Annotated in this window: 10 protein-coding genes; all 10 read right to left on the reverse strand. The window is 63.9% G+C overall.

The window, feature by feature from the left end; all coding sequences use genetic code 11:
* Window positions 1-5,652, reverse strand: a 5,652-nt coding sequence (locus tag ACM43_RS14455) for a non-ribosomal peptide synthetase (RefSeq protein ID WP_271540744.1), incomplete at its 3' end; no start/stop codon positions are given.
* Window positions 5,653-5,654: 2 nt separating this feature from the next.
* Window positions 5,655-15,383, reverse strand: a complete 9,729-nt coding sequence (locus ACM43_RS14460; protein ID WP_271540745.1) for a non-ribosomal peptide synthetase — start codon at window positions 15,381-15,383, stop codon at window positions 5,655-5,657.
* A gap of 64 nt (window positions 15,384-15,447) precedes the next feature.
* Window positions 15,448-16,416 (reverse strand): TauD/TfdA family dioxygenase, encoded by a 969-nt coding sequence (locus ACM43_RS14465; RefSeq protein WP_271540746.1) that lies wholly within the window; start codon window positions 16,414-16,416, stop codon window positions 15,448-15,450.
* On the reverse strand, window positions 16,385-17,140 hold the full coding sequence (locus ACM43_RS14470; RefSeq protein WP_271540747.1) for a thioesterase II family protein: 756 nt from the start codon (window positions 17,138-17,140) through the stop codon (window positions 16,385-16,387). The genes ACM43_RS14465 and ACM43_RS14470 overlap by 32 nt, the downstream gene beginning before the upstream one ends.
* A 21-nt stretch (window positions 17,141-17,161) precedes the next feature.
* Window positions 17,162-17,389: an MbtH family protein gene (locus ACM43_RS14475; protein ID WP_036013449.1), complete on the reverse strand. Its 228-nt coding sequence runs from the start codon at window positions 17,387-17,389 to the stop codon at window positions 17,162-17,164.
* A gap of 376 nt (window positions 17,390-17,765) precedes the next feature.
* Window positions 17,766-20,105, reverse strand: coding sequence for a TonB-dependent receptor (locus tag ACM43_RS14480; RefSeq protein ID WP_271540748.1), 2,340 nt, complete (start codon window positions 20,103-20,105; stop codon window positions 17,766-17,768).
* Between the two features lie 250 nt (window positions 20,106-20,355).
* Window positions 20,356-21,504 carry an amidohydrolase gene (locus ACM43_RS14485; RefSeq protein WP_271540749.1) on the reverse strand — a complete coding sequence of 383 codons (1,149 nt, stop codon included), beginning with the start codon at window positions 21,502-21,504 and terminating at the stop codon, window positions 20,356-20,358.
* A 282-nt stretch (window positions 21,505-21,786) separates the two neighbouring features.
* A complete protein-coding gene (locus ACM43_RS14490; protein WP_157282368.1) occupies window positions 21,787-22,218 on the reverse strand; it encodes a RidA family protein in 432 nt (143 codons plus the stop codon).
* An 18-nt stretch (window positions 22,219-22,236) separates the two neighbouring features.
* The gene (locus ACM43_RS14495) at window positions 22,237-23,415 is read right to left on the reverse strand and encodes an acyl-CoA dehydrogenase family protein (protein WP_271540750.1); all 1,179 of its coding nucleotides are present in this window, start codon (window positions 23,413-23,415) and stop codon (window positions 22,237-22,239) included.
* Window positions 23,416-23,432: 17 nt separating this feature from the next.
* Window positions 23,433-25,751, reverse strand: coding sequence for a bifunctional salicylyl-CoA 5-hydroxylase/oxidoreductase (locus ACM43_RS14500; RefSeq protein WP_271540751.1), 2,319 nt, complete (start codon window positions 25,749-25,751; stop codon window positions 23,433-23,435).
* Window positions 25,752-25,791 lie beyond the last annotated feature (40 nt).

Below are 25,791 nucleotides of genomic sequence, written 5' to 3' on the forward strand. Positions count from 1 at the left end.
CCGATGGCGCGCCGACCACACCGTGGTCTCGGTCGGGCCGTACAGGTTCCAGACCTCGCCGGCCTGGGCCACCAGCCACCGCGCCAGATCCGGCGGCAGCGCCTCGCCGCCGCACAGCGCCCGGCAGCTCGCCGGCAGCGCAGGGCCGTCATGATCGAGCAGCATCCGCCAGGTCGATGGCGTTGCCTGGATCAGGGACACGCCATGCCGCTGCACGATCGCCTTGAGCTTGGCAGGATCATGCGCGGCCGCGCGATCCGCCAGCACGACGCAGGCGCCGATCGTCAGCGGCAGCCACAGCTCCAGCACCGCGATGTCGAAGGACAGCGAGGTCAGTCCCAGCACGCGATCGCCGGCCGTCATGCCGGGCTGCTCCGCCATGGTCGCCAGGAAATTGGTCACGGCATCATGGCGAACCATCACGCCCTTGGGCAGACCGGTCGAGCCCGAAGTGTAGATCACATAGGCAAGGCTCTCGCCGTGAACGGCGACATCGAGATTGCCGGCATCGCCGCCCTCGCCGTCCTGTCCATCAACGAACCAGGCCTCCGCGCCGGTCTCCGCCAGGATGGCTGCGAACTGATCGCGCAATCCCTCTTGCGTCAGCACCAGCGCCGCGCCGCTGTCGCGCAGCATGTGCGCCAGCCGCTCCGGCGGGTAATCCGGATCGAGCGGCAAATAGGCCCCGCCGGCTTTCAGCACCGCCAACAGCGCGACCAGCATCTCGACGCCGCGGTCGAGCGCCAGCCCGACCACGATTTCGGTCCCGACGCCATGACCCCGCAATCGCTGCGCCAGCCGGTTGGCGCGTGCATTCAGCGCGGCATAGCTCAGCTCCGCCTCGCCGAACACCAGCGCGATCGCCTGCGGCGACTTCCGGACCTGCGTCTCGAACTGCGTGACGAATAATCGGTCTTGCGGATCATGCGCCTGCGCGCCATTCCACACCTTCAGCAAAAGCTGACGCTCCTCGAAGGGCAAAATGTCGAGCTGCCGGACCGGCGCACGCGGCGCATGCTCCAGCGCATCGGCCAATTGGACGAGCGCTTGCTGCATCAAGGCGCAGATGCGATCAGCCGAGAACGGATCGACGATCTGAGCGGTCAGGCCAAGCGCTTGACCATAATCCTCGACGGCCAGCATCAGGGGATAATTGGTGCGCTCCTCCCCACCGAGCCATTCGATCCCGGAGTGCTTCCCGTTGGCACCCAGATCCGCCGGCATTGCATTGTGCCGATAGTTCAGGATCGCGCTGAACAGAGGCGCAGGTGCCGTGACGCCGCTGCATCGCTGAGCGAGCGCCAGCGAGGCGTGCTCGTGTGCCATTAGCTCGGTCAGCCGACGATGCGCATCGCGGACGCTGTCCTCGACCGCTGTGTCATCGAGGTCGAGCCGCAGCGGCAAGGTGTTGATGAACAGGCCCATGGTACGATCGCCGCCGGCGCCAGCCTGCATGCGGCCGAACAAAACAGTCCCGAACACCACATGCTCGCGCCCGCTGGTTCGCGCCACCACCTGCCCCCAGGCGAGGTGGCAAAGGCTGGCGAGGCTGACGCCCAGCCGCCGCGCCTGCACACGAAGCCTCGCGTTCAATCCTTCCGGCACCATCCGCCGGGCTTCGGCCACGCCGGCACCGTCGCCGTGCACCCGGTCCAGCCCAAATGGCGTGGTCGGCTCGTCGATGTCGGCGAGCATGCCGCGGAAGAAGCGCTCATGCTCCGCAGCCGCCGCCGATCCGCGCGACTGCGCCACCAGATTCCGGAACGGATAAGGCGGCGGCAATTCGTGGCTCCGCCCGGACAGAATCTTCCCGACCTCGTCGTGCATCACTTCGAGCGTGGAATGGTCGCCGATCAAATGATGCAGCAGGACCAGGAGCAGCCATTGCCCGCCTTTTGGATCGGCGGCGAGCGCGAAGCGCAGCAGCGGCGGCTGTCCGAGATCAATCCGATGCAACCGCGGATCGAATCGTCGCGCCAGCTGCTCATCCGCCGGACCTTCGCCATCCAGCACGACCTCGTTGACGACCAAGGGCGCCTGCCGCCAAACCACCTGTGCCGGTGTGGACAGGCCGTTCCACGCGATGGACGTTCGCAGAATGTCGTGGCGAGCGATCACCTGCCGGACCGCGTCGAGATAGCGATCGAGCAGGTCGCGGTCGGCAAAAGCCATCCGGCCAACCAGCAGATAGGGATCGCCTTCTTTCGACAGCAGGTGGTGGAAGAGGATGCCATCCTGAAGCGGCGATAGGCCATAGATGTCCTGGATGTTGGCGACGCCGCCGGGAACGCCGGCCACAATGCTGTCGATGTCGGATTGCGTTAGCGCGATCAGCGGCAACAAATCCGGTGTGATCGCCGTCGTCTGCCGGGTGATCCGATTGACCGGAACGTCGGCTTCTACGCCGCCATCGAGGCTGGCGGCAAAGTCCGCCAGCACCGGCTTCGCGAACAGCATGCGCGCATCCGCCCTCAGCGCATGCCGCTGCAATCGCTCCAGCATGCGCACTGCGAGCAGCGAGTGGCCGCCGAGCTCGAAGAAGTGGTCACTGCGTCCGATCCGATCGACGCCCAAGAGCTCGGCCCAGATATTTGCGACAATCTGCTCGACCTCGCCTCGCGGCGGTTCGAAACGGCGCCGCGCATATGCATCGTTCTCCGGCGCCGGCAGCGCCTTGCGGTCCACCTTGCCATTCGGCGTGAGCGGGAGTGCATCGAGATTTACGAACGCTGACGGCACCATGTAGTCCGGCAGACACGCACGCAGGTGATCGCGCAACGCGCTGGCCAATTCATTGGCATCGAGCCCCGCGCCATTGCCGCGACGTACGGCGACATAGGCGACAAGCCGCGCGTCACCACCGTGATCCCGCTGCACCAGCACGGTTGAATCGGCCACGTCGGCGTGCTCGTTGAGCCGAAACTCGATCTCACCGAGCTCGATACGAAAGCCACGGATCTTGACCTGGTGGTCGTTGCGGCCGAGAAACGCAATATTGCCGTCCGGGAGATAGCGGCCGAGATCGCCGGTGCGGTACATGCGTGCATCCGCATCGCCGCAGAAGGGATCGCGCACGAAGCGTTCCGCCGTCAGATCGGCGCGATTGAGATAACCGCGCGCGACACCGACCCCTCCGATATGGATTTCGCCCACCGCGCCGAGCGGAACGGGCGTACCGAACCGGTCCAGAAGATAGATTCGCGCATTCGGCAGCGGTCGACCGATCGGAGCGGCGTCGCCGTCAAAACCCTGATGCCGCAACCAGCTCGTGGCGCAAACCGTTGCCTCCGTCGGCCCATAACCGTTGAAGACGGCAATACCAGGAGGCAATCCCTTGGCCAGCTCGGCCTTGGGCAATTCACCGGCAAGAACGAGAACCCGCAACGAGGCGAGCCGTTCGAGATCGGTCCGCCCGTGCAGCATCGCCGGCGGCAACGTCGCATGCGTGATCGCGTTGTCCGCGAGATAGCCGAACAATGCCGCGGTGTCCTGATGCTCGCGCGTGCCGGTCAGAAACAGCGCGGCGCCCGAGCACAGCGCCATGACGATTTCCCAGATGCTGGCATCGAAGCTGAGCGAGGCAAACTGCACGACGCGACTGCTCGAATTGACGTTGAACAACGCCCGCTGCGCCAACGCCAGATTCACCAGGCCGCGGTGCTCGACCATCACCCCCTTCGGCCGGCCAGTCGAGCCGGACGTGTAGATGATGTAGGCAAGGCTTCGCGCAGTCAGTCCTTTGAGGAGATCACCCGGATCCGACGCCGCCTGCCCCGCGCCTGCATCGGGATCGACGATCTCGCAAGTCCCATCCGGAATGATCGCGCGTCCTGTGCCGTCTGCGATCAACAGGCGCGGCCTCGCATCATCGACAATCTGACGTAGCCGCTCCGCAGGATAAGCGGGATCGAGCGGCAGATAGGCACCGCCCGCCTTCAGCACGGCCAGCAGGCTCACGACCATGGCGATGCCGCGCGGCATGCAGATCGCAACGGGCTGATCCGGCACCACTCCCAAGGTGATCAAGTGCCGCGCAAGCCTGTTCGCCCGCGCATCGAGCTCGCTATAACTCAGACGAACGTCCTCGTACGCCAGCGCAATGGCGTCCGGCGCCCTTCTCACCTGCTCCGCAAACAGATCGTGAATGCACCTTTCTGAAGGAAACGGCGTGGTCGTCTCGTTCCACGTGTCGAGAACGCGCCTGCGCTCATCATCACCAATGATATCGATCCGGTCGACCTCCTGGTCCGCATCGGAGATCATGGCCCGCAGCACGGTCAACAGATAGTCCCGATGACGCGTGATCGTCGCCTGGTCGAACAGCGACGTCGCATAGTTCAGGGAGCCGACAATGCGCCCGTCCATCTCGCCGAGATTGAGCTCGAGATCGAACTTGACCTGTTGCAGCGGAATATCAGCGACCTCGGCCTTCAGGCCAGGCAACTCGAGGAGTCCCATGTCGTTGCTTTGCCAGGCGAACACGACCTGGAAGACCGGCGTCTGCTCCGGCCGTCGCAGCGGTTGAATGATCTCGACGACCTGCTCGAACGGCAGATCCTGATGATCCTGCGCCGCGAGCGCCGCCGCGCGCACGCGGCGGAGTAGCTCGGCGACGCTCGGCTCGGCCGCGAGATCGACGCGGAGAGCCAGCATGTTGACGAAGAATCCGATCAGGCCCTCGATCTCCGGCTTGTTTCGGTTCGCCGTCGGCGTCCCGATCACGACCTCCGTCTGCCCGGAGAGTCTCGACAGCACCGCTGCCCAGGCCGCCAGCAGCGTCATGAAAACGCTGGCACCATTCGACTGGCTCAGTCGCTTGATGCCGGATGCGAGCTCCGTATCGATTTCGATCGGCAGGGACGCGCCGGCGAGCGACCTGATTGGCGGACGCGGCCGGTCTGTCGGCAATTCGAGCATTGCAGGAGCATCCGCGAGCGCTTCTCGCCAATAGTCGAACTGCCGCTGCAAGCGTTCGCCCGACAGCCATTGTCGCTGCCAGGCGGCATAGTCTGGATACTGAATTGCCAATGGCGGCAGAGGATCGTCCTTGCCGGCGGCGAATGCCCGGTAGAGAGCGCCGAGCTCGCGCATGATCACGCCGATCGACCAGCCATCGGAGACGATGTGATGCTGGGTAAGCAAGAAGAGATGCTCTCCCTCCGCCATCCGGATCAGGCGACCGCGGACCAACGGTCCTGCGGCGAGATCAAACGGCGTCGCGGCCTCCTCGCGGCAGAGGCGCGCCAGCTCCTGCTCGCGATCGTCCCGGCTACTCAGATCATGTTCGAGCAGCGGCACACGCGCATCCCTGGGCAGCAGCACCACGCGCGGCCGTTCGTCCACTACGCGAAAGACGCTGCGCAGGGCTTCGTGGCGCGCGAACACACGGTCGATGCTGCAACGCAAGGCTTCGAGATCGAGCTCGCCCGTAAGCCGCAATGCTCCGCGAATGTGATAGCTGGAATTCGTACCATCGAGCTGCGCCAGCAGCCAGAGCCGCTGCTGCGCAAAGGACATTTCCAACGATCCGCTCCGCGCCACCACCGGAATAGCGCCAGCGTCACTCCGGCCGCGATTCCTGGCCAGCGCGACGAGCTTTCTCATCTGCTGGGGATCCAGATCGCGTAGGCTCGGCTTTGCCGTGTCAGCCATGCTCACTGCTCCGTTCCCACCAGTTCCTGGAGCTCTTCGGCATCGAATTCTTGCTCGATCAGCCTGATCGACACGACCCGGGCAAATGACGCAAGATCGGGATGAGCGAACAGATCCGAGACCGCGATCGAGACGCCGATCTCCTGCGACACCCGGCTCAGCACCCGCACGGCGAGCAAGGAATGTCCGCCGAGCTCGAAGAAGTGATCGTTGCGTCCGACCTGATCGACGTCGAGCAGCTCCGCCCAGATCCCAGCCAGCGCCAGCTCGATCTCGTCCTCGGGTGCCTCGTAGGTGCGACCCGCCAAAGCATCCTCGCCCGGCGCCGGCAGTGCACGCCGATCGATCTTCCCGTTGGGGGTGAGCGGCAACTGCTCCAGCACCGTCACCGACGACGGCACCATGTAGTCAGGCAGAACGGCGGACAGTGCATCGCGCAAGGCGCGGCCGTCGAGCGACGGCCCGCCACTCGCATAGGCGAACAACTGGCGCCCGGTCCGGCCTTCGCCTGCCACAACGGCCGCCGCACGCACGCTACGCTGCTCGAGCAGACGCGCCTCGATCTCTCCGAGCTCGATGCGAAAGCCGCGGATCTTCACCTGCTGGTCGGCGCGGCCGACATACTCAATCACGCCGTCGTCGCGCCAGCGCGCGAGATCGCCGGTGCGATAGAGGCGCGTGCCATCGTCGCTGAACGGATCGGGGACGAACCGCTCCGCGGTCAGTGCAGCCCGGTTCAGATAGCCGCGGGCCTGGCCAACACCACCGATGAAGAGCTCGCCGGTGACACCGATGGGAACGATATTGAGGTCGGGATCGAGAATGTGCGCCGACCTCGCACCGACGGGCCGCCCGATCGGTGCGGGCTGGTGAGGTGTCAACGCGGCGTCGACGATCCATGCCGTCGGTGCGATCACCGTCTCTGTCGGGCCGTAGGCATTGACCAGGAGATCGATATCGACGGCCTCGCGAAATGCCCTGACCCCAGTATCGGACCAGGCTTCGCCGCCGACGATACAGGCCCTGATCGCCAGCCTGCGCCCGCCCTGCCGCAATGCCGCGCTCAATTGATCCGCATAGGCCGGCGGCAGGAAGATCGAGGTCACCGCATTGCGGGTCATCTCGCTGACGAGATCGTCAATCAGAAGACCGGGCTTCGAAGGCAGGACGAGCGAACCGCCCGTCATCAGCGGCACCAGCCATCGCTCGTGGGCGATGTCGAAATTGATCGATGCCGTCTGGAACTCGCGGTCACGCGAGGTCATGCGGTACAGCCGGCCGATGGCTTCGCAATGCATCGCCAGCGGTCCGCGCGCGACCGCCACGCCTTTCGGCGCGCCGGTCGACCCGGACGTGTAGATGACATAGGCCAGGCTGTCCGGATGGGTTTCGATGTCGAGGTTCCCGCCGTCCTCGCCGGCGCACGGCGATGGTTCCTCGATGCAGAGCGCCTCGACCCCGGCTTCGCGCAACACCGGTGCAAGCGACTCGAGCAGCGCGCCTTGCGTCAGGACCAGCGCCGCGCCGCCGTCACGCAGCATGTAGGCAAGCCGCTCGGCCGGATAATCCGGATCGAGCGGCAGATAGGCGCCGCCGGCCTTCAAAACTGCGAGCAGCGCGATGATCATGTCCAGGCTTCGGCTCAAGGCAATGCCGACCAGCCGATCCGGACCGACATTCCAGAGGCGAAGGCGTCGTGCGAGCGCGTTCGCACGCGCGTTCAACTCGCCATAGGAGATGCGCTGGTCGCCGCAGACGATGGCAATGGCAGACCGCGCCTGCGCGGCCTGCGCTTCGATATGCATCACGACGTCGGCGCAGGATGATGCGGAGGTCAGCCGCGCTGCGCCACTCCATTCGAGAGCTCGTCGCGCGTCCTGCTCGACTGCCGCAGAGAGAGCACCGAGCGCACGTTCCGCATTCGCCGCGATCCGTTCCAGCAGGCCGTGGAGAATGTCGCGAAGGCGCAGGATCGCTGCTTCGTCGTACCGGCTCCGGTCATAGTTGAATTCAATGTTCAGCCGATCACCTGCAGCGAACACCGCCACCGCCAGCGCATAGTTCGTCGGCGTCACATGCGCCACACGTCCCAGCCGCGGACCACCTTCCCCGTCTCGCAGCACCCGCTCGTCGATCGGATAGTTTTCGAACACCAGGATACTGTCGAACAGCGGCTGCCCGGCACGGCCGGCGAGGCGCTGAATGTCGTAGAGCGGCGTCCAGCCATGCTCACGCAGCGACAAATTCTTTTCCTGCAACTGGCGCAGCCAATCGCCCACGATAGTTTGTGGGCTGGTCGCGTCGACGATGGGAAGCGTGTTGATGAAGAGGCCCACCATCTCCTCCGCGCCGGGCAATTCGGCCGGACGACCCGATATCGTCACGCCGAAAGAGACCGCGGACTGGCCCGAATGACGCCGCAGCAGCTGCGCCCATGCCCCTTGTATGAGCGTGTTGAGCGTTACCCGTTCATGCTTTGCAAAGGACTTCAGCCGCTCGGTCAGCGCTGCGTCCACCGCAAGCCCGACGCTGGCATGGCCTTCGGCCAGGGATGTCTTGGGGGGCGCCAATGTGTTTGCGAGCAATGTGGGCACCTCGAGCCCTGCCAAAGCCTCCCGCCAGAACCGCTCGGCGCTTTCGCGATCGCGATCCTGCAACCATGCAATGTAGTCGCGATAGCCGCCCTGCACGGCCGGCAGCGGGCGGCCGCTCACCTGCTGCAACACCTCCGCCACCAGCCGGGCCGAGCTCCAACCATCGACGAAGATGTGATGATGGGTCCAGATCAGCCAGTGCCTGTCGTCGCCGAGACGGATCAGACGGATACGCTGAAGCGGCGGCTGCGAAACATCGAAGCCCATCTCGCGCTCACGCCGGGATATCTCCGCCAGCGCGGCTTGCAGATCCGCAGGCGCGCTGCCGCGCCAATCCTCCTCGACGAACGGCACCGTCACATGACGATGCACCATCTGCTGCGCTGCGCCCGACAGGTTCTGCCAGACAAACCCCGTCCGCAGGGCCGCATGCCGGTCGCTGACCATCTGCCACGCGGCCTTCAGCTTGCCGGCATCGACGCTGAACAGCTCGAGCCCGACCTGATTCACATAGGCGTCGTTGGCACCATCGCGCAACGCATGAAACAGCATGCCCTGCTGCATCGGCGAGAGCGGATAGATGTCCTCAATGCCGCGAAGATCCAAGTTCGCAGCCAACCGATCGAGGTCGGCTTGACCGAGCCCAGACAGCGGGACATCCGATGGCGTGAGGCCGAACGTTCCATTGCAGCAATGGGCGATCAGTTCGCGCAGTGCGTCTTTGTAATGTGCGGCGAGCCGCTCGACCGTCGCGTGCCGGTAGCGCTTGCGTCCGTATCCGAGAGATAATTCCAATCGGCCTTCACGCACGAGGCCAGTGATGTTCAGCCAGCCGCGCATGGGTGCCGTGGCGCTACGCGAGGGACCAGCACTCTCCGCTGCGAAGGAGAAGTGTTGGTTGATCCCTATGTTGGCGTCGAAGCGGCCTAGATAGTTGAAGACGATCTGCGGCTCCGCCAGTTGCGCCAGAGCATAGCGCTGCTGCTCGGAGCCGAGATGGCGCAGCACGCCATAGCCGATCCCGCGGTTCGGAATCGCGCGAAGCGTCTCCTTCACCGCCTTGATCAGCGACGCCTCGTCGCCTGCATCTTTCAGCCGGACCGGAAAGGCCGTCGTGAACCAGCCGACGGTGCGGGACACATCTGCATCCGGGAAGATCTCCTCGCGGCCGTGGCCTTCGAGCTCCACGGTGATCTCGTCGTGCTGGCTCCAGCGTGACACCGCACGCACGAGACCGGCGAGCAGGAGATCGTTGACCTGGGTCCGATAGGCAGCCGGCGCCTGTTCGAGCAGCTGTGACGTCAGGTCGGCATCCAACACCAAGGACACCTCGCCGCCATCACCGACGCGATCGACATCGCCATGGTCGTCGTTGCATGGCAGGCGCGCTCCGGCACCACGATCCAGCCAATACGGCAATTCGGCCGCGATCTCCGCCGTTCCCGCATAAGCATGCAGCCGCTCGCTCCACGAGGCAAAGGAGTCGCTCTTCGGCGGCAGCGCGACGGGACTGCCACGCTGCAGCTGGTCATAGGCCAACGCCAGGTCTTCCAGCAGGATACGCCAGGACACGCCATCGACGACGAGATGATGGATCGCAAGCAGCAAGCGTTGGCTACCGTCCGCCAGGTCCATGCCGACCGCGCGCAGCAGCGGTCCGGAAGACAGTGAGAGGCTTTCCTGCGCGGCACCGGCGAGCGCCGTGACCTCCGTCGCGCCGCCAACGCCCGCGTGAATCCATAACAGTTCGGATGACCCCGGTGCCGGCCCCTGCTCCGCCCGCCAGGCGCCATCCACCTGCTTGAACCGCAAACGCAGCGCATCGTGATGGTCCGAGATGGCCGCAAGCGCGCGCCGCAGCGTCTCCCAATCGACCTGCATACGGGGCAGCAGCAGAACCGCCTGGTTCCAGTGATCCCGGTTGGCAATGTCCTCGGCGAAGAAGCGCGTCTGAATCGGCATCAGATGGGGCATGCCAGATGCGGTGTCGCCGACTAACGCCTTCGCCGCCGGTCTCTCCTTCTTGGTCGTCCCCTCCGATATCACGGCGACCGTCGCCAACCCGGCAACCGTCTGCTGGCTGAAGATCTGCTTCGGAGTGAGCCGGATGCCACGCTTGCGCAAGCGGGCGATGATCTGCAGGCTCAGAATCGAATCGCCGCCGAGTTCAAAGAAATTGTCATTGCGGCCGACGCGCTCGCGAACGAGCACCTCGCACCAGACCGCCGCGATCGCAACTTCAATATCCCCCGCAGGCGCGACATAGCCGGCCGGCGCCCCCTGTTCGGCCGGTTCGGGCAAGGCGCGACGATCAATCTTTCCATTGGGCGTCAGCGGCAATTGCGCCAACATGACGATGTGTGACGGAACCATATAGTCCGGCGCGATTGCAGCCAGCTGTTGCTTGATCGCATCGGCCTGTGGAGCGGCGCCGCTCTCAGCCACGCAGTAGGCGATCAGCTCCTGGCGCTCACTTGCACCGATTGGCCGTGAAACGGCCACTGCGTCACCGATCCCCTGCAGCGCCTTGATGACGCGCGCGACCTCGCCCAACTCGATGCGATAGCCGCGCAACTTGATCTGGTCATCAGAACGACCCAGGAATATCAGCCGACCCTGGCGGTCGCAGCGGACACGATCCCCGGTTCGGTAGAGGCGCTCGCCCGCGGCGCCGAACGGATCCGGCACGAAGCGTTCCGCGGTCAGGCCCGCCGCGCCGCGATAGCCCCGCGCCAGCCCAGCGCCGCCGACATAGAGCTCGCCAACGACACCGAGCGGCACCTCGTTCAAGACGTCATCGAGGACATGGACGCGCAGATTGGCAAGAGGCAGACCGATCGGAACCTTACCGTCCCCGCGGCCTGCCGCGCACTCATGCGTCACCGCACCGACGGTCGTTTCCGTGGGCCCGTAATGATTCAGGATCCGGCATTCCGGCCGCAAACGCCGGACGTCGTCCAGTAGCGCGCCATCGCACGCCTCGCCGCCCAGGACGAGCGCATCGCGGGGGAGCAGATCGGCCGAGCGCGAGGCCTGAAGTAGCCCTCGCAGATGGCTCGGGACGATCTTGAGAATGTCGACCTCGCCCTCGCGCATCGCTTGCGCAAATGCATCGGCGTCGAACACGGCCTCCGGTGACAACAGATGCAGCGTGCCGCCGGATGCGAGCGCACCGAACAGGACAGTGTGGCCGAGGTCGGCCGCCACCGTTGAAACCATCGCCATGCTCGCCGACGGCCGCGGCCTCAGGCGCTGCAACAGGGCTTGCACGTAATTGGCCAAGGCCCCGTGCGAGACGCTGACGCCCTTAGGCGCGCCGGTCGATCCGGAGGTATAGATGACGTAAGCGGTCTGCGTTGGATGAATGGTCGTGTCGAGCGGCAGGCTCGACACCTCGGCGCGCGCCGCTTCCGCCTCCGCGTTGAGCACCAGGCAGCCCAGCTCGCGCGCATCCGCCAATTTGTCGCCCGTGGCAAGCATGATGTCGATGCCGCCGTCGGTCAGGATACGGCGGACGCGCTCCAACGGCCATTTCGGATCGAGCGGGACATAAGAGCCGCCCGCCTTCAGCACACCGAGCAAGGCGACGACAAAGGCCGGAGAGCGCTCGATCCACAGCGCAACCGGTGTCTCGCGTGCCACGCCCTTGGCGATGAGGGCGTGCGCGATACCGTTTGACCGCTGCTCGAGCGCCGCAAAGGTCAATTGCTCCCGGCCGCATCGAATGGCGATGGCGGTCTGTCGATCCGCGGTCGCCGCGCGATGAAGGCTCATCACATCGGCGAAGCCGAACGCCGCAGCCTCACGAGGCACGGTCTGCCGGTGTCCGTCGTCGATGACGAAGTCCGATATCCGCCGCTCGGCATTGTCGGCAATCTGGCGCAGCATCGAACTGAATTGCGTCGCCAATCGCGCGATAGTCGGACGATCGAACAGATCGGTGGCGTAGTTGAACGTGACCTTCATGCCGACGCCATCGATGACGTCGAGGGCGAGATCGAAATGCGAACCAGCGAGATCGACAATGTCGATGTCGGCAGCGAGCCCCTCTACACCGGAGAAACCGCCCGGCGCCGTCATGTAGTTGAACTTCGCCTGGAACAGGGGGTTGTACCCACCGCTGCGTTCGGGCTTGAGGCCGTCGACCAGCATTTCGAACGGAAGATCCTGGTGTGCCAACGCCTCGACCACCGATTCCCTGACTTGCTGCAGCAGGCTCGTAAAGCTCGCTTCGGCGGCAATCTCGGCCCGCAGCACCAGCGTGTTGACGAAACATCCGATCAGTCGTTCGAGCTGCGTATGCCGGCGCCCGGCGACCGGCACGCCGACACGCAAATCGCTCTGCCCGGTGTAGCGATGGAGCAGCGCGTAATATGCGCCCAGCAGCAGCATGAAGACGCTGACGCGATGCTTGCCGGCGATCTCCCGGAGCCGGGCCGCAAGCGTGCCGTCGATGGCAAGGCCGATCGTATCGCCGGCATGGCTCTGGATCCTCGGGCGCGGCCGATCATGCGGCAGCGCCAGCACCGGGTGAGCATCGCCGAGCTTGGCGCGCCAATAGGCGAGCTGCCGATCGCCCTCGCCGCCCGCAAGCCAGCTTCGCTGCCAGGCTGCGAAATCAGCATATTGAATCGCAGGAACCGGCGGCACGCCTGCGCCTTGACCAGTACCGGCTCGATAGAGAGCGGCCAGCTCTTCGAGCAACACATCAAGCGACCTGCCATCGACGATGATGTGATGGGCCAGCAGCAGCAATTCGTAGGCATCGTCCGCGAATTGAAGCAGCACGGCGCGCAACAACGGCCCTTTCACGAGATCGAACGGCTTACCGAGCTCGGATCGGCTAATTGTCTCCGCGCGCTCGGAGCGTTCCTGCGCAGAATAGGAGCGGAGATCCTCGTGCCGGACGCCGATGCTCATGACATCGTGGATGAGCTGCGTTCCGCGACCGTCCTTGGCGATGAATGTGGTCCGCAAAATCTCGTGACGACGGACGATCTCGCCGAGAGCGCGCGATAGTACGGCATGATCGAGCCGCCCCTTCAGACGGATCGTGCTTGCAACGGTATAGGCTGTCCCGGCGGGATCCATGTTCCAGAGGAACCAGAGCCGCTCCTGCGCGTGCGACAGCATCGCGCGTTCCGCCGCGACGGCCCATGGGATCGGCGGGAGCGCCCGGCCAGCCCCGGTGCCCGCCAAAACATCGATCCGGCCAGCGAAGGCCGCAAGCGCCGGCGCGTCGAAGAAGGTGCGCAGCTCTACTTCCACGTCTAGGCGGTCGCGGATCGCCGCGGCGACTTGGCCAGCCGCGATCGAGTTTCCGCCCAGCACGAAGAAATCGTCCTCGCGATGCACCGCCGCGACGCCAAGTGCGTCGCACCAGATCGAGGCGACGGCGCGCTCGGTATCAGTCGCCGGCACCGTCAGGGATGCAGTGCCGCGGCGACGCCCTCTCTCGAACACCGCGAAGCTGTCGAGCGTGTTGTCGGCGAGACGCGTTGCGCAGGCCGACCGCTGCAGCTTGCCGCTCGTGGTCAGCGGCATCGCTTGCGGGTTCAGCAGAATGATCACCGCCGGAAATTCCTGCGCCTGCCGGAGCACGGCTTCGCCGATCGCATGTGCGAGCGCTTCCGGGCTGCTGCGCTTGAGCACGGCGCGGCTGAACTCCGCCGCCACTCCGATGGCCTCACGCCCATCGACCTCGACGGGAAAGGCGGCAACCCGTCCGCTGCGGACGGATTCGACCTCGGCTTCGACCGCCTGCTCCACGTCCGTCGGATAGACGTTCTGCCCGCGAACGATCAGCAGGTCCTTGAGACGACCGGCCACCACGAGCGCACCGTCGCGAATGAAACCGATGTCTCCGGTCCGAAGCCAACGCGCGCCATCTCGCTCCACGAAGGCTTGATGTGTGGCCTGGGCATTGTTCCAATATCCATGCGCGACGCTGGGACCCGCGGCCCAGATCTCGCCTACCTCATTCGCCTCGGCCTCGGCGGAGCCGTCGATACGCATGATGCGCACGGCGTGACCAGCGGCAGTTCGACCGCATGCCACGAGGTCCGTGCCTTCGCTGGCGCTCGCGATGCGGCCGGCAGCGAGTTCCGCGGTGTCGAGCGTATAGCTGACGGTCTCGGCGGTGATATCGCCGGCCGTGACCAGCAGCGTCGCCTCCGCAAGGCCATAGCAAGCCGTCAACGCCCGTCGATCGAACCCGGCCCGCGCAAACCGATTGCCGAACTTCTCGAGGGTCGTCCGGCGGACAAACTCCGAGCCCGAGAACGCAAACTTCCACCGGCTTAGATCCAGCCGACTGATGGTCTCATCCGAAATGCGGTCGGCGCAGAGCGAGTACGCGAAGTCGGGACCCCCGCTCATCGTGCCGCCGTGGCGGTCGATGGCCTCGAGCCAACGTCGTGGCCCCTCGAGGAAATTCCGCGGCGACATCAGGACGCCGGTAAAGCCCGTGAACAACGGATTCAGGAGCCCGCCGATCAGTCCCATGTCGTGATAGAGCGGCAGCCAGCTCACGAAGACATCGTCCAGCGTTCCGCCAGCGGCCGCTTCAATGGCGCGCTCGTTGGCCGCCAGATTGCCATGAGAGACGCAAACGCCCTTCGGCTGCGAGGTCGAGCCGGATGTGTACTGGAGGAACGCGATCGCATCGGCCGCGGGCCTCGTCTCGCTCCAGTCCGCCGCGAGGTCGAGCGAGATCGTGTCCACCGCAATGATCTGCACGTCGGCGAGCTTGGGCAGTGCCGCCTCGATGAGACCGCGCAGGCCCTCCTCCACCAGGATGAAGCGAGGCGCGGCATCCTGCAGGATACCGTTGAGTCGTCCTGCATAGCGCTCGGGGCCGCCCTCCGGCGGATACGCCGGCACGGCGATCACGCCCGAATACAGGCAGGCATAGAATGCGACGGCATAGTTGATTCCGCTCGGAAGCAGAATCACCGCCCGTTCGCCCGCCCCGCCCACCTGCTGAAACCACGCCGCAAGTGCCCTGATCCGAGCGTCGAGCGCAGCGAACGTCAGCTCGCCGGCGACGTCGTCGCCTTCGAGGAACCGCAACGCCACCTGCTCCGGTCGCAAGGCAGCGTGCTCGCGCAAGCGTTCGACGAGGTTGGATCTGTCCATGTTCTCGAATTCCTGTCCGGCCGCGTGCCGGAAATACCCGCCGCCGAATGAGACCTGCCGCCGATCACCCTTGCCGATGAGCTTCGGCCATAGCGACGATCACCTTGCGCGGCCCCTTGAACGGGGCCCGCGCGTGCGCGGTCAGCATGTTGTCGAGCATCACGACGTCGCCGGCCTGCCAGGGAAAGCTGATCTTGTGCTTCTCGAGAACGGTCCGGACCGTTGACAGCGTCTCATCCTCGATCGTCGAACCGTCGCCGTAGAACACGTTGCGCGGCAGATCGGCTTCGTCCTCGACCACGTCGAGCAGACTCTCGCGCACCTCCGGCTCGAGATTGGAGACGTGGAACAAATGCGCCTGGTTGAACCAGACCCAGTCACCGGTGATCGGGTGCTGCGCCGTGCCCTGACAGACCTGGCGCGTGCGGAGCTCGCCGTCTTCCTTCCACTCGCATTCGATGTCGTGGCGAGCGCAGTAAGCCTCCACCTCCGATCTGGAGTCGGTGCCGAACACCTGCTGCCAGTCGACGTCGAGGCCGTTGCCGTAGTTCCGCACATACATCACACCCTTGTCGGCGAACCGCTCGCGAATGGCCGGCGGCATGTCGCGATAGATGGCGCGGCTGTCGGCGATCGGCGTCTCGCCGCCTTCCAGCGCCGGCTGCATGCAGTAGAACCAGATCTTCATCGGCCAATCGCGGGTATAGGCCTGCTCGTTATGCAGCGGGATATGCTGGTGCGGCGGATACTCCGTGGACGTGTAGACACCCGAGGTCACCTGCGAACGCGGCGTCGACCCGAACTCGTAGGTCAGCAGCGGATGACCGAAACCGGCCGCGAAGGCTCGAAACGCATCGGGACCACCGAGCGAGAAATCGCGAAACACGATGCCGCCGCTGTCGGTCAGGTACCGGTCGATCGTCGCACGCAGCACGGGAAGGGCTTCGCCGAGCGGCTGCCCGGCCTCACCTGCCCTAAGCAGCATGGGAAGAGTCTTGCCGTCAATGAGTGGCTGGACGGAGAACGCGCTCATGATCCTCGCTCCGATGCGAAGCAATCGATCGCCCCGATTGCCGGGCCAGCGCCCAGCCGATCCGGTCGATCAGCTCGGCCTGCTCTGTGTGAATGAAGAAGTGATGCCCGGGCAGAATATCGAGCGTGAATGCCGCCGAGGTCTCCTGCCGCCAAGCCTCGAGTGCTTCGCGGCTGGTCTCGTCGTACGCTCCGCCAAAGACGTGCACCGGGCACTGCAATGGACGCCGCGCCCGGTAGGCATAGGCCCCGCACATCAAAAAGTCAGCGCGCAGCACCGGCAACGCGGATCGCATTAGCTCGGCATTCGACAGCGCCTCGTCGGGCGTGCCCTGAAGATTACGCAACTCCTGCATCAGCGCTTCGTCGCTCAGGGGATGGCGCCACTTGCTGCCGTCCCGAACCGCCGGCGCTTCCGCACCCGAGGCGAAGAGAATGGCCGGCGCGGGTGCTCCGCAATCGAGCAGGCTATGTGCGAGCTCGAACGCGATCACGGCGCCGAGGCTGTGCCCGAACAACGCGTAGGGCCCGTCGAGCTGTGCCGCGAGTTCACCAGCCAGCTGCGCCGCCAGCACGCCTGGATCGGCCGCCAGCGGCTCGTCCATGCGCGCACCACGCCCGGGCCATTCGACCGGCCGAACGTCGATCCACGACGGCAGCAGCCTGCGCCACCGCGCATAGAACATGGCACTGCCGCCGGAATAAGGCAGACAAAGAAGCCGCATCGGACGACCAGACTTCGCTGACTACGTCGTCTGCTGGGGCGACGCGCCGTCCATGAACTTGCGCAAGCTGAGCGGGCGCATGTCAGTCCACACCTGCTCGATGTGGTCGAGACATTCCTTCTTGCTGCCCGACTTGCCCACCGCCTTCCAGCCGGCCGGAATCTCCTTGAACGTCGGCCAGATGGAGTATTGCTCTTCGTGGTTGACGACGACGGTGAAGGTGACGTCGTCTCTGTCGAACACCATCATAGCGCGATCCCCTTTTCGGAAAGCGAAAGCAGAGACGTTTGACTAGGTCAGAAGCAGACGAGGGTCAAAGCAATATCGACGCGTCTTTTTTTAAGACCTCAAAACTGGCGACACACGAACACAATGCAACCTCCGCGCTTGCGCGCCAACACGCGGGAAAACATTGGGATTTCAGGAGGCGCCGCAGATTGCTGCAATTCTAACCGCGCAAGGAGGAACTTTCTCGACACTGCTTGATCTCACATCTTGTCGCGTGCGGCGCTTAGTTGTGCTGTCATCAAACCCAAGACGTGCAACTTGTTGGTCATTGACCCAACGAAAAACCGCCGCGGACGAGATCCGCGGCGGCACGCAGCAGAGCACTAAGGACTAGCTTTCAAAAATTGAACGTCGTCGATAGGAGGTAGGTGCGCGGGGCACCGAGTGACACAGCGCTACTCACGGTGCGATAGGAGTTCCAATACGCCTCGTTGAACACGTTCTCAACGCTTGCGCGAATGACTATCGGCTTGCCGTTCCAAGGCGACAGGAAGGTGTAGCGCGCGCCAAGGTCGACCCGCGTCCACGCAGGAAGCTCCTGGGTGTTAGCATCGTTGGCGTAGCTCTCGCTGGTATAGATTACACGGCCGGTCATAGTCAGCCCAGGCAAGAATGGGGTATCCCACTCGGCACCCATGTTGACGTTAAACGCTGACACGCCCACCGGAACCTTTCCATTGTAGTTGAAAATGATCGTTCCCGCGGACACTGCCTGTCTGACGACCTCACCGTCGATGAAGCTCAAGCCACCGAGCACTCGGAACGTCGGCGTCACTTCTCCGAAGGTCATCAGCTCGATGCCGCGGTTGCGCTGCTCGCCGGAAAGTCGCCTCGCAGGGAGCGCCTGCCCCGGCACCGCGACGGAGATGATGTTCGGACTGGTGATGTCAAATGCGCTCGCCGTGAAGCCGATCCGACCCATATCAACCTTCAGGCCGACTTCCTTCTGCTTGGTTTGAGCGGGAGGAACAATGTCGCCCACGTTCGAATACACCTGGGCTCCGACAACAACTTCCGGCGCCTTTAGACCTTCGATGTAATTTGCGTAGAGGGAGATGTTCTCCACCGGCTTGACAATGACCGCATAGCCGGGGCTCCAAGTCGGCACCTCGACACTCGACTTGGCTGAGGTCAGCAGGTTCAAGCTGTCTACAGCTGCTGTCTGCCGCCTTGCGCCGATTACGAGCTGCAGCCTGTTGTCGAGCATCGACATCGTGTCAGCGATACCGACGCTGGTAAGCTTCGTCTGCGTCTGCAGATTTTGGGCGACAGTAACAAAGTTTGGAAAAGGAATCGGGAGCGGATTGTACAGGTTTGAACTGATAGCAGTACCGGCCCTGCCGAACGAGCTGTAGTCCCGCTCGAAAGCAGAGTAGTTGACCGTCAACAGATGATTGATGGGGCCGGTATCGACCGAGGCGCGCAGCCCCGCCTCGCCCGTATAGTTGTCATAGACATCACTTCCACTGAAAGGAACGGCCGACCAGTTACCGTTTGCGTTCGTGATACGTGGCGAAGGGTAAATGTAGTCAATCTCGCTCTTGTGATATCCGACCGCACCATAGACAGTCACGGACTCCGTTAGGTCGACTTCGCCCCGGGTCAGTGCGAAGGAATCTCGCGGCTTCCAAGTTGCCCAGTCCGGCATGTAGTTCGCTCCGGGCTTTGGAAGTGCGGGCACCGGAATTGTGGTCGCAAAGGGAGGGCTGGTGGTGAACGTTAGAAATCGCAAGGGCGGCTTGAGATTCTCGGCCTGATAGCCCAGATCGGTGGAAAAGCGGACACGCTCGCCGCGGTAGTCCAGATTGAGCACCGCGTTTCCAAACTGGTCGGTTTGTCGGTCATACGCTGTCGATCCACCCCGTCCCATGCCGTTGAAGCGGACTCCCCATTCCTTATGCTCGCCGTATCGTCGGCTAATATCGGTTTGCAGTCCGAATTGAGACTTTGAGATATACAATGCGGTGAGCTGAGTGATGTCGAAGTCGGGAGCTCGCTTCGTTACCAGATTGATGCTGCCACCATTGGCCCCTGCGGGCGGCATCCCTCCGAGAAGCACGCTCGGCCCCTTCAGAACCTCAACACGTTCAAGGAAATTGGCGGACGTTGAGTAGAACGGTGCCATTCCGTAGAGACCATTCATCGAATAGTCGCCACTGTCGTGCCAAAAGCCCCGGATGTACACACCATCAATGCCGTTGCCAGCGGGCGTCTTCGTTCGGACCGAGGGATCGTTGAACAGAACGTCCCCTACTGTGCGCGCTTGCTGGTTCTGTATCAACTCCGCCGTATAGCTCGTCTGGTTGAATGGCGTGTTCATCACGCCGCGATTGCCGAGCAGACCGAGGCTTCCGCCGGTTGCGACTTGGCCGCCTGCGTAAGCGGGCGGCACCGTGCCGACCGTACCGGTCGAAGGCACCACATAGGGAACGGGTGCAGCCTGGCGCGGAGCCGCCGCGACGACGGATCGCTGTCCACGCGAGGCGCGCGTCGACTGCGATCTCTGGACCGGCTGACGAACTCTCGGCTTGGGGGCATCCACGGTCACGGGCGGCAGATTGGATTGCGCAACCGCACGCTGAAGGTCACCCGAAGATTCCATCGACAGCGCGAGATAACTCACCGCGCCCAACGATAGTGTACGCACGATTTTCCTGGCCGAGAGTTCACGCGTCATTCCTGCGCCCCAATTCCACTTGCAAGCACGTCCCCGTCGCTTCCTAACATACGACTGTGCTGCGAGAAGAAATTGAGACCTAGAAATTATCTAAGGTTGCACGACAAAAACCGTCGTGATCGGAGAAGCGATTTCCTGTTTCGAACTTCACTGCAAATTTTCGAATGCTTCTAGTTTCAAATCGTTCTAATCGCCGATCCAACGTGTGACACGCAGGCGATCCGCTGTCATTCCGTCCGGAATTCTCGATTTAGCCAAGTAGGTTGCGTATGGTGCGAATGAATATTCTTGCACCAATTTCTATCAACTGATCCGGAAAGTCGTAGTTCGACTCATGCAACCCGGGATGCTCTTTGCCGGCTCCCAGGAAGAACATCGCCGACCTCGAACGGAAGCCAAAACGTCCGAAGTCCTCGGAGCCGCGCAGTGGGAGGCCCTCCGCCGAATGTCGCACCCCCTCTGCGTCCAGCGCATTTCTAAGATGGGCAACAGCATCGACGTGGTTTGCGCAATGATTGAAGACGTCGCGATAAGCGATTTCCGTGCTCAGCCCCTCACCGGCCGTCACGCGTCGAACCAAGTCTTCCGCCTCCAGGCGGAGCCGTTCCATCATCACGTCGGTGCATGTTCTCAGTGTCGCCCACAACTCGCCGAAGCCCGGCGCGATACCGAACGCAGGCTCCCCAAGTCTTGCATGGGTGACCGTCAGCATTGAGAAGTCGTCGTCCAGCTCCGTACCGTGCCCAAGTGCGGGAATCTCCAGCAGGAGCCTGGCGAGTGCGTCTTTCGGGGAGATACCGAGCTCCGGATTCGACGCGTGCGTGGTTCGTCCTGATAATCTGATCTGCATTCCTTGCGAGGCGCAATTCACCAAGCCCTCGGCAAGGGAGACCTGTCCAAGATCGAGCCCAGGAAGATTATGCAGCGCGAAGACAAAGTCGGGCCGCACCTGCTCAAACTTCGCATCAGCCAGAACGGCGGCCGCACCGGACCCGTCCTCCTCGGCCGGCTGAAGCAGGAGCGCTACGCGACCTCGGCTTGGACGTTGCTGGCTCAGATTTTGCGCTACGGCCGCCAGAATTGCCATATGACCATCATGACCGCAGAGATGGGCATTTCCTGCTACCAGTGATCGATGCTTGAGTTCTGATTTTTCCTGAATCGGCAGTGCATCCAGTTCGGCCCGAAGCATAATCGTCGGGCCAGACTCACGTCCATCGTAGATTCCAAGCACGCCGTGACCACCGAGGCCCGAAACGATCCTGTCGGCACCCGCCGCGTGAAGACGGGCCCGCACGGCTTCCGCGGTTTTTGCCTCTTGCCCCGACAGTTCCGGCACGGCGTGAAGATGGCGTCGCCATGCCACCAATTCATTCAGATCGTTCTCGGTCAGGAACATTGGGCTTCTTTCTCACTCATGACCGGCGGCGAAACGCCTGTTGTAGTCGCTGCACTGCTCTCGTCAATTCGATCGCGCGGAAGCCGAGCTCAGTATCACGCCTCAGACCGTCTGCTCAGATTTGCCGTCGATAGATTTTTGTGCATCTCCCGGTGCACACGTCGTGCACACGCCGCCCCTTAGCCATTGAAAATATTGAGCTCTCGCTCCAATCCATCACGGGCGCCGTGGAGAGCTTTCCATCGTCGCGGTCTCGCCTCGAGCCTGCGGCCGACGCCTTCGTCAGCGCGGGACGACGGCCGTCGCCTCGATCTCGACACGCGAGGATGGCTCGACGAGACGCACGATCTGCACCAGCGCCATGCTGGGGTAATGGGCGCCAATGACCTCGCGATAGACTTTGCCGAGCGCCTTCAGGTTCGACACATATTCGTCCATATCCACGACGTACCAGGTCAGGCGCACGAGATGGTCCGGCCGCGCGCCGCCCTCTGCCAGGATCGCGACGATGTTTTCGAGCGTCTGGCGGACCTGCGCAACGAGTCCGTCGGCAAATCGCCCGGCGGCGTCCCAACCGACCACACCACCCGTCACGATGAGTCGTCCTTCAGCCATGACACCGTTCGCATACCCCTTCGGCTGCGGCCAGCCGCTGGGCTGAAGCAGTTGCAGACCACGCGCAACGGGGGCTTCCGGCTTGCTGATCGTGCTCATGCGTAGTTCTCAATCCTCTCAGCGCGGCTTCAACAGCTCGCGGGCGACAATCAATTTCTGGACCTCGGTCGCGCCCTCGTAGATGCGCAGCGCGCGGATTTCGCGGTAGAGACCTTCGACGACCTCTCCCTTGCGCACGCCGCGGCCGCCGAACATCTGGACGGCACGGTCGATGACGCGCTGCGCGGTCTCGGTGGCGGTCAGCTTCGCCATGGCGGCTTCGCGCGTCGTCGGAAGCTTCTGGACATCGCGGCGCCAGGCCGCGCGGTAGGTCAGCAGCGCCGCCGCGTCGGTGTCGGTCGCCATGTCGCCGAGCGCGGCCTGGGTCAGTTGAAGATCCCCCAGCGTCGCACCGAACATGTTTCGGCTGCGGGCATGCGACAATGCCTCGTCGAGCGCGCGACGGGCAAAGCCGAGGGCTGCGGCGGCGACCGATGCGCGGAAAATATCCAGCGTCTGCATCGCGAGCTTGAACCCACCCCCGGGCGCGCCGAGCCTACGGCTCGCGGGAATCCGGCAATTGGTGAAGCGCAACGTCGCCAGCGGGTGCGGCGCGATGACGTCGATGCGCTCGGCAATGCTAAAACCGGGATCATCCGGAAAGACGACGAAGGCCGAAATGCCGCGGGCGCCCGGCGCCTCGCCCGTTCGAGCGAACAGCGTATAGACGTCGGCAATACCGCCGTTCGAGATCCAGGTCTTCTCGCCGTCGATGACGTAGTTGTCGCCGTCGGCCCGCGCCGTGCATGACATCGCCGCGACGTCCGACCCCGCCTCCTTCTCGGAGAGCGCGAAGGCCGCGAGCCATTCGCCGGAACGCACCTTCGGCAGCACGGCCTTGCGCAGCTCCGCCGAGCCACCGAGAGCAATCGCTCCGGAGCCAAGCCCCTGCATGGCGAAAGCAAAATCCGCGAGGCCATCGGCATAGGCCAGCGACTCGCGCGACAGGCAGATCGAGCGGGAATCGATCGACGTCGCATCGCCATCGGGCGCCGCGACCGCGCAATCGAGCAACCCCGCCTCGCCCATCGCACGCACAAGCTTGCGACAGGCACCATCCACATCATTGTGATCGATCTTGTGAAGGGCTCCCGACTGCACGAAGCGATCGAGCGCCTCGCCGATCGCAAGATGGGGGGACTCGAAGAACGGCCAGTCCAGCCATTCGCGCCGGATCATCTTTACCACGGAGTTCATCCGATCCCCTCCTTCGCTCACTGCGCGGCCACGGCAGCAGCACGCGCCAGATTGGCTTCGTATTGTCCCTTGGCGGACAGATACTGCTTCGGCCAGTTGACCGCTGTGATGCCGATGCGCGCGGCTTCGTGCAGCGTCCAGGCCGGGTCGGCGAGATGCGGCCGCGCAATCGCGCAGAGATCCGCGCGGCCAGCCGCGAGAATCGAGTTGGCGTGATCGGCCTCGGAGATCGCACCGACTGCAATCGTCTCGATGCCGACTTCGTTGCGGATCAGATCGGCGAATGGCGTCTGGAACAGGCGGCCGTAGATCGGCCGTTCCTCCTTCCAGACCTGTCCCGAGGAGCAATCGATCACGTCTGCTCCCGCCTCCTTGAACATCGCAGCGAAGATCGCGGCGTCCGCCGGCGTGTTGCCGCCTTCGGTCCAGTCATGGCAGGACAGCCGCACCGACATCGGCCGATCGGATGGCCATGCCGCGCGCATCGCCCTGAACACCTCCAGCGGAAAGCGCGCACGAGCTTCGTGGCTGCCGCCATATTCGTCGGTCCGCCGGTTGGTCAGCGGCGAGAGGAAGCTCGACAGCAAATAGCCATGGGCGCAATGAAGCTCGAGCCAATCGACCTTGGCGTCGGCAGCACGGTGCGTTGCGGCGACGAAATTGTCGCGGACGCGGTCCATGTCGCTGCGGTTCATCTCCCGCGGCAACTGGCTGTGCGGCAGATAGGGCAGCGCGGAAGCCGAGATCAGCGGCCAATTGCCCGAAGCCAGCGGCTGGTCAATCCCCTCCCAGGCGAGCCGGGTCGATCCCTTCCGCCCGGCATGGCCGAGCTGGATGCCGACCTTGGCGTGTCCGACGCTATGGATCAAATCGACCAGCCGGCGCCATTGTGCCGCTTGCTCATCATTCCAGAGCCCGAGACAGCCCGGCGTGATCCTGGCATCCGGCGAGACGCAGGTCATCTCGGCAAAGATCAACGCGGCGCCGCCCATGGCGCGCGCTCCGAGGTGGGCGATGTGGAAGTCGTTGATGAGCCCGTCCTTCGCCGAATACATCGCCATCGGTGAAACCATGATGCGGTTCGCCAGCGTGAGGCCGCGCACGCGGTGCGGCGTCAGCATCGGCGGCGGTACCCGTTCGCCGTCCTTGACGACGATGCCCGAGCGCGCGGCAAACCATCGCTCGAATCCTTCCAACCAGGCACGGTCGCGCAGGCGCAGGTTTTCATGGCTGATGCGCTGCGAACGCGTCAGCATCGAATAAAAGAATTGCGGCGGTTCGAGCGTATCAGCATAGCGCCGGCCGACTACTTCGAACCATTCCATGGCATTGCGCGCGGCGTTCTGGATGCGCGCCACGTCGACGCGACGCACTTCCTCGTAGGCCTCCAGCACGGTCGGGATGCCCTCGCGTCCGTGACCATGGCGATCGAACTGGTTGGCGAGCTCGATGGCGTCGTCGAGCGCGAGCTTGGTGCCCGACCCGATGGCGAAATGCGCGGTGTGCGCGGCGTCGCCCATCAGCACGACGTGGGAGCGGCCGTTGAACACGTTCCATTTGCCGCAGATCAGGCGGCTGAAATTGAGCCAGGCCGAGCCGCGCAGATGGCGGGCGTTGGTCAAAAGCTTCGCACCGTCGAGCGTCTCCGCAAAGATCTTCTCGCAGAAGTCGATCGACTCCTGCTGATCGAGCTCGCCCAGCCCGTGAGCATTGTAGGCTTCTTCCGTGGTCTCGACGATGAAGGTCGAGGTCTCCGCATCGAACTTGTAGATATGTGCCTGGAACCAGCCGTGCTCGGTCCTCTGGAAATCGAACGTGAAGGCGTCGAACGCCTTCTTGGTGCCGAGCCAGATGTAGCGGTTCGGCCGGATCACCATATCCGGCTGGAACTGTTCGGCATAGCGGGCACGAATCCTGGAGTTGACCCCGTCGCAGGCGACGATCAGGTCGGCGTCGGGAAATTCGAGATCGGACTCCACCTCGCGCTCGAAGGCGAGCTCGACACCCAGAGCCTCGCAGCGCCTCTGGAGAATGTTGAGCAGATGCTTGCGACCAATGCCGATGAAGCCGTGGCCGGTCGTACGCTGGCGCGTCCCCTTGAAGACGAGCTCGATGTCGTCCCAATGATTGAAGGCGTTCTCGATCTCGGCCGCGCTCTCGGGGTCGGCAAGGCGCATCGCAGACATCATGGCATCGGAGAACACCACCCCCCAGCCAAACGTATCGTAGGGCTTGTTGCGCTCGACGACCGTGATGACATGCTCCGGATGTCGACGCTTCATCAGGAGGCCCAGATAGAGGCCGGCCGGCCCGCCGCCGATACAGACTATGCGCATGATCCCTCGCTTTCGCGCGTTGCGCCGAGCTCTCACCCAA

It is taken from the genome of Bradyrhizobium sp. CCBAU 45321, from assembly GCF_028128975.1.
Classification (GTDB): domain Bacteria; phylum Pseudomonadota; class Alphaproteobacteria; order Rhizobiales; family Xanthobacteraceae; genus Bradyrhizobium; species Bradyrhizobium yuanmingense.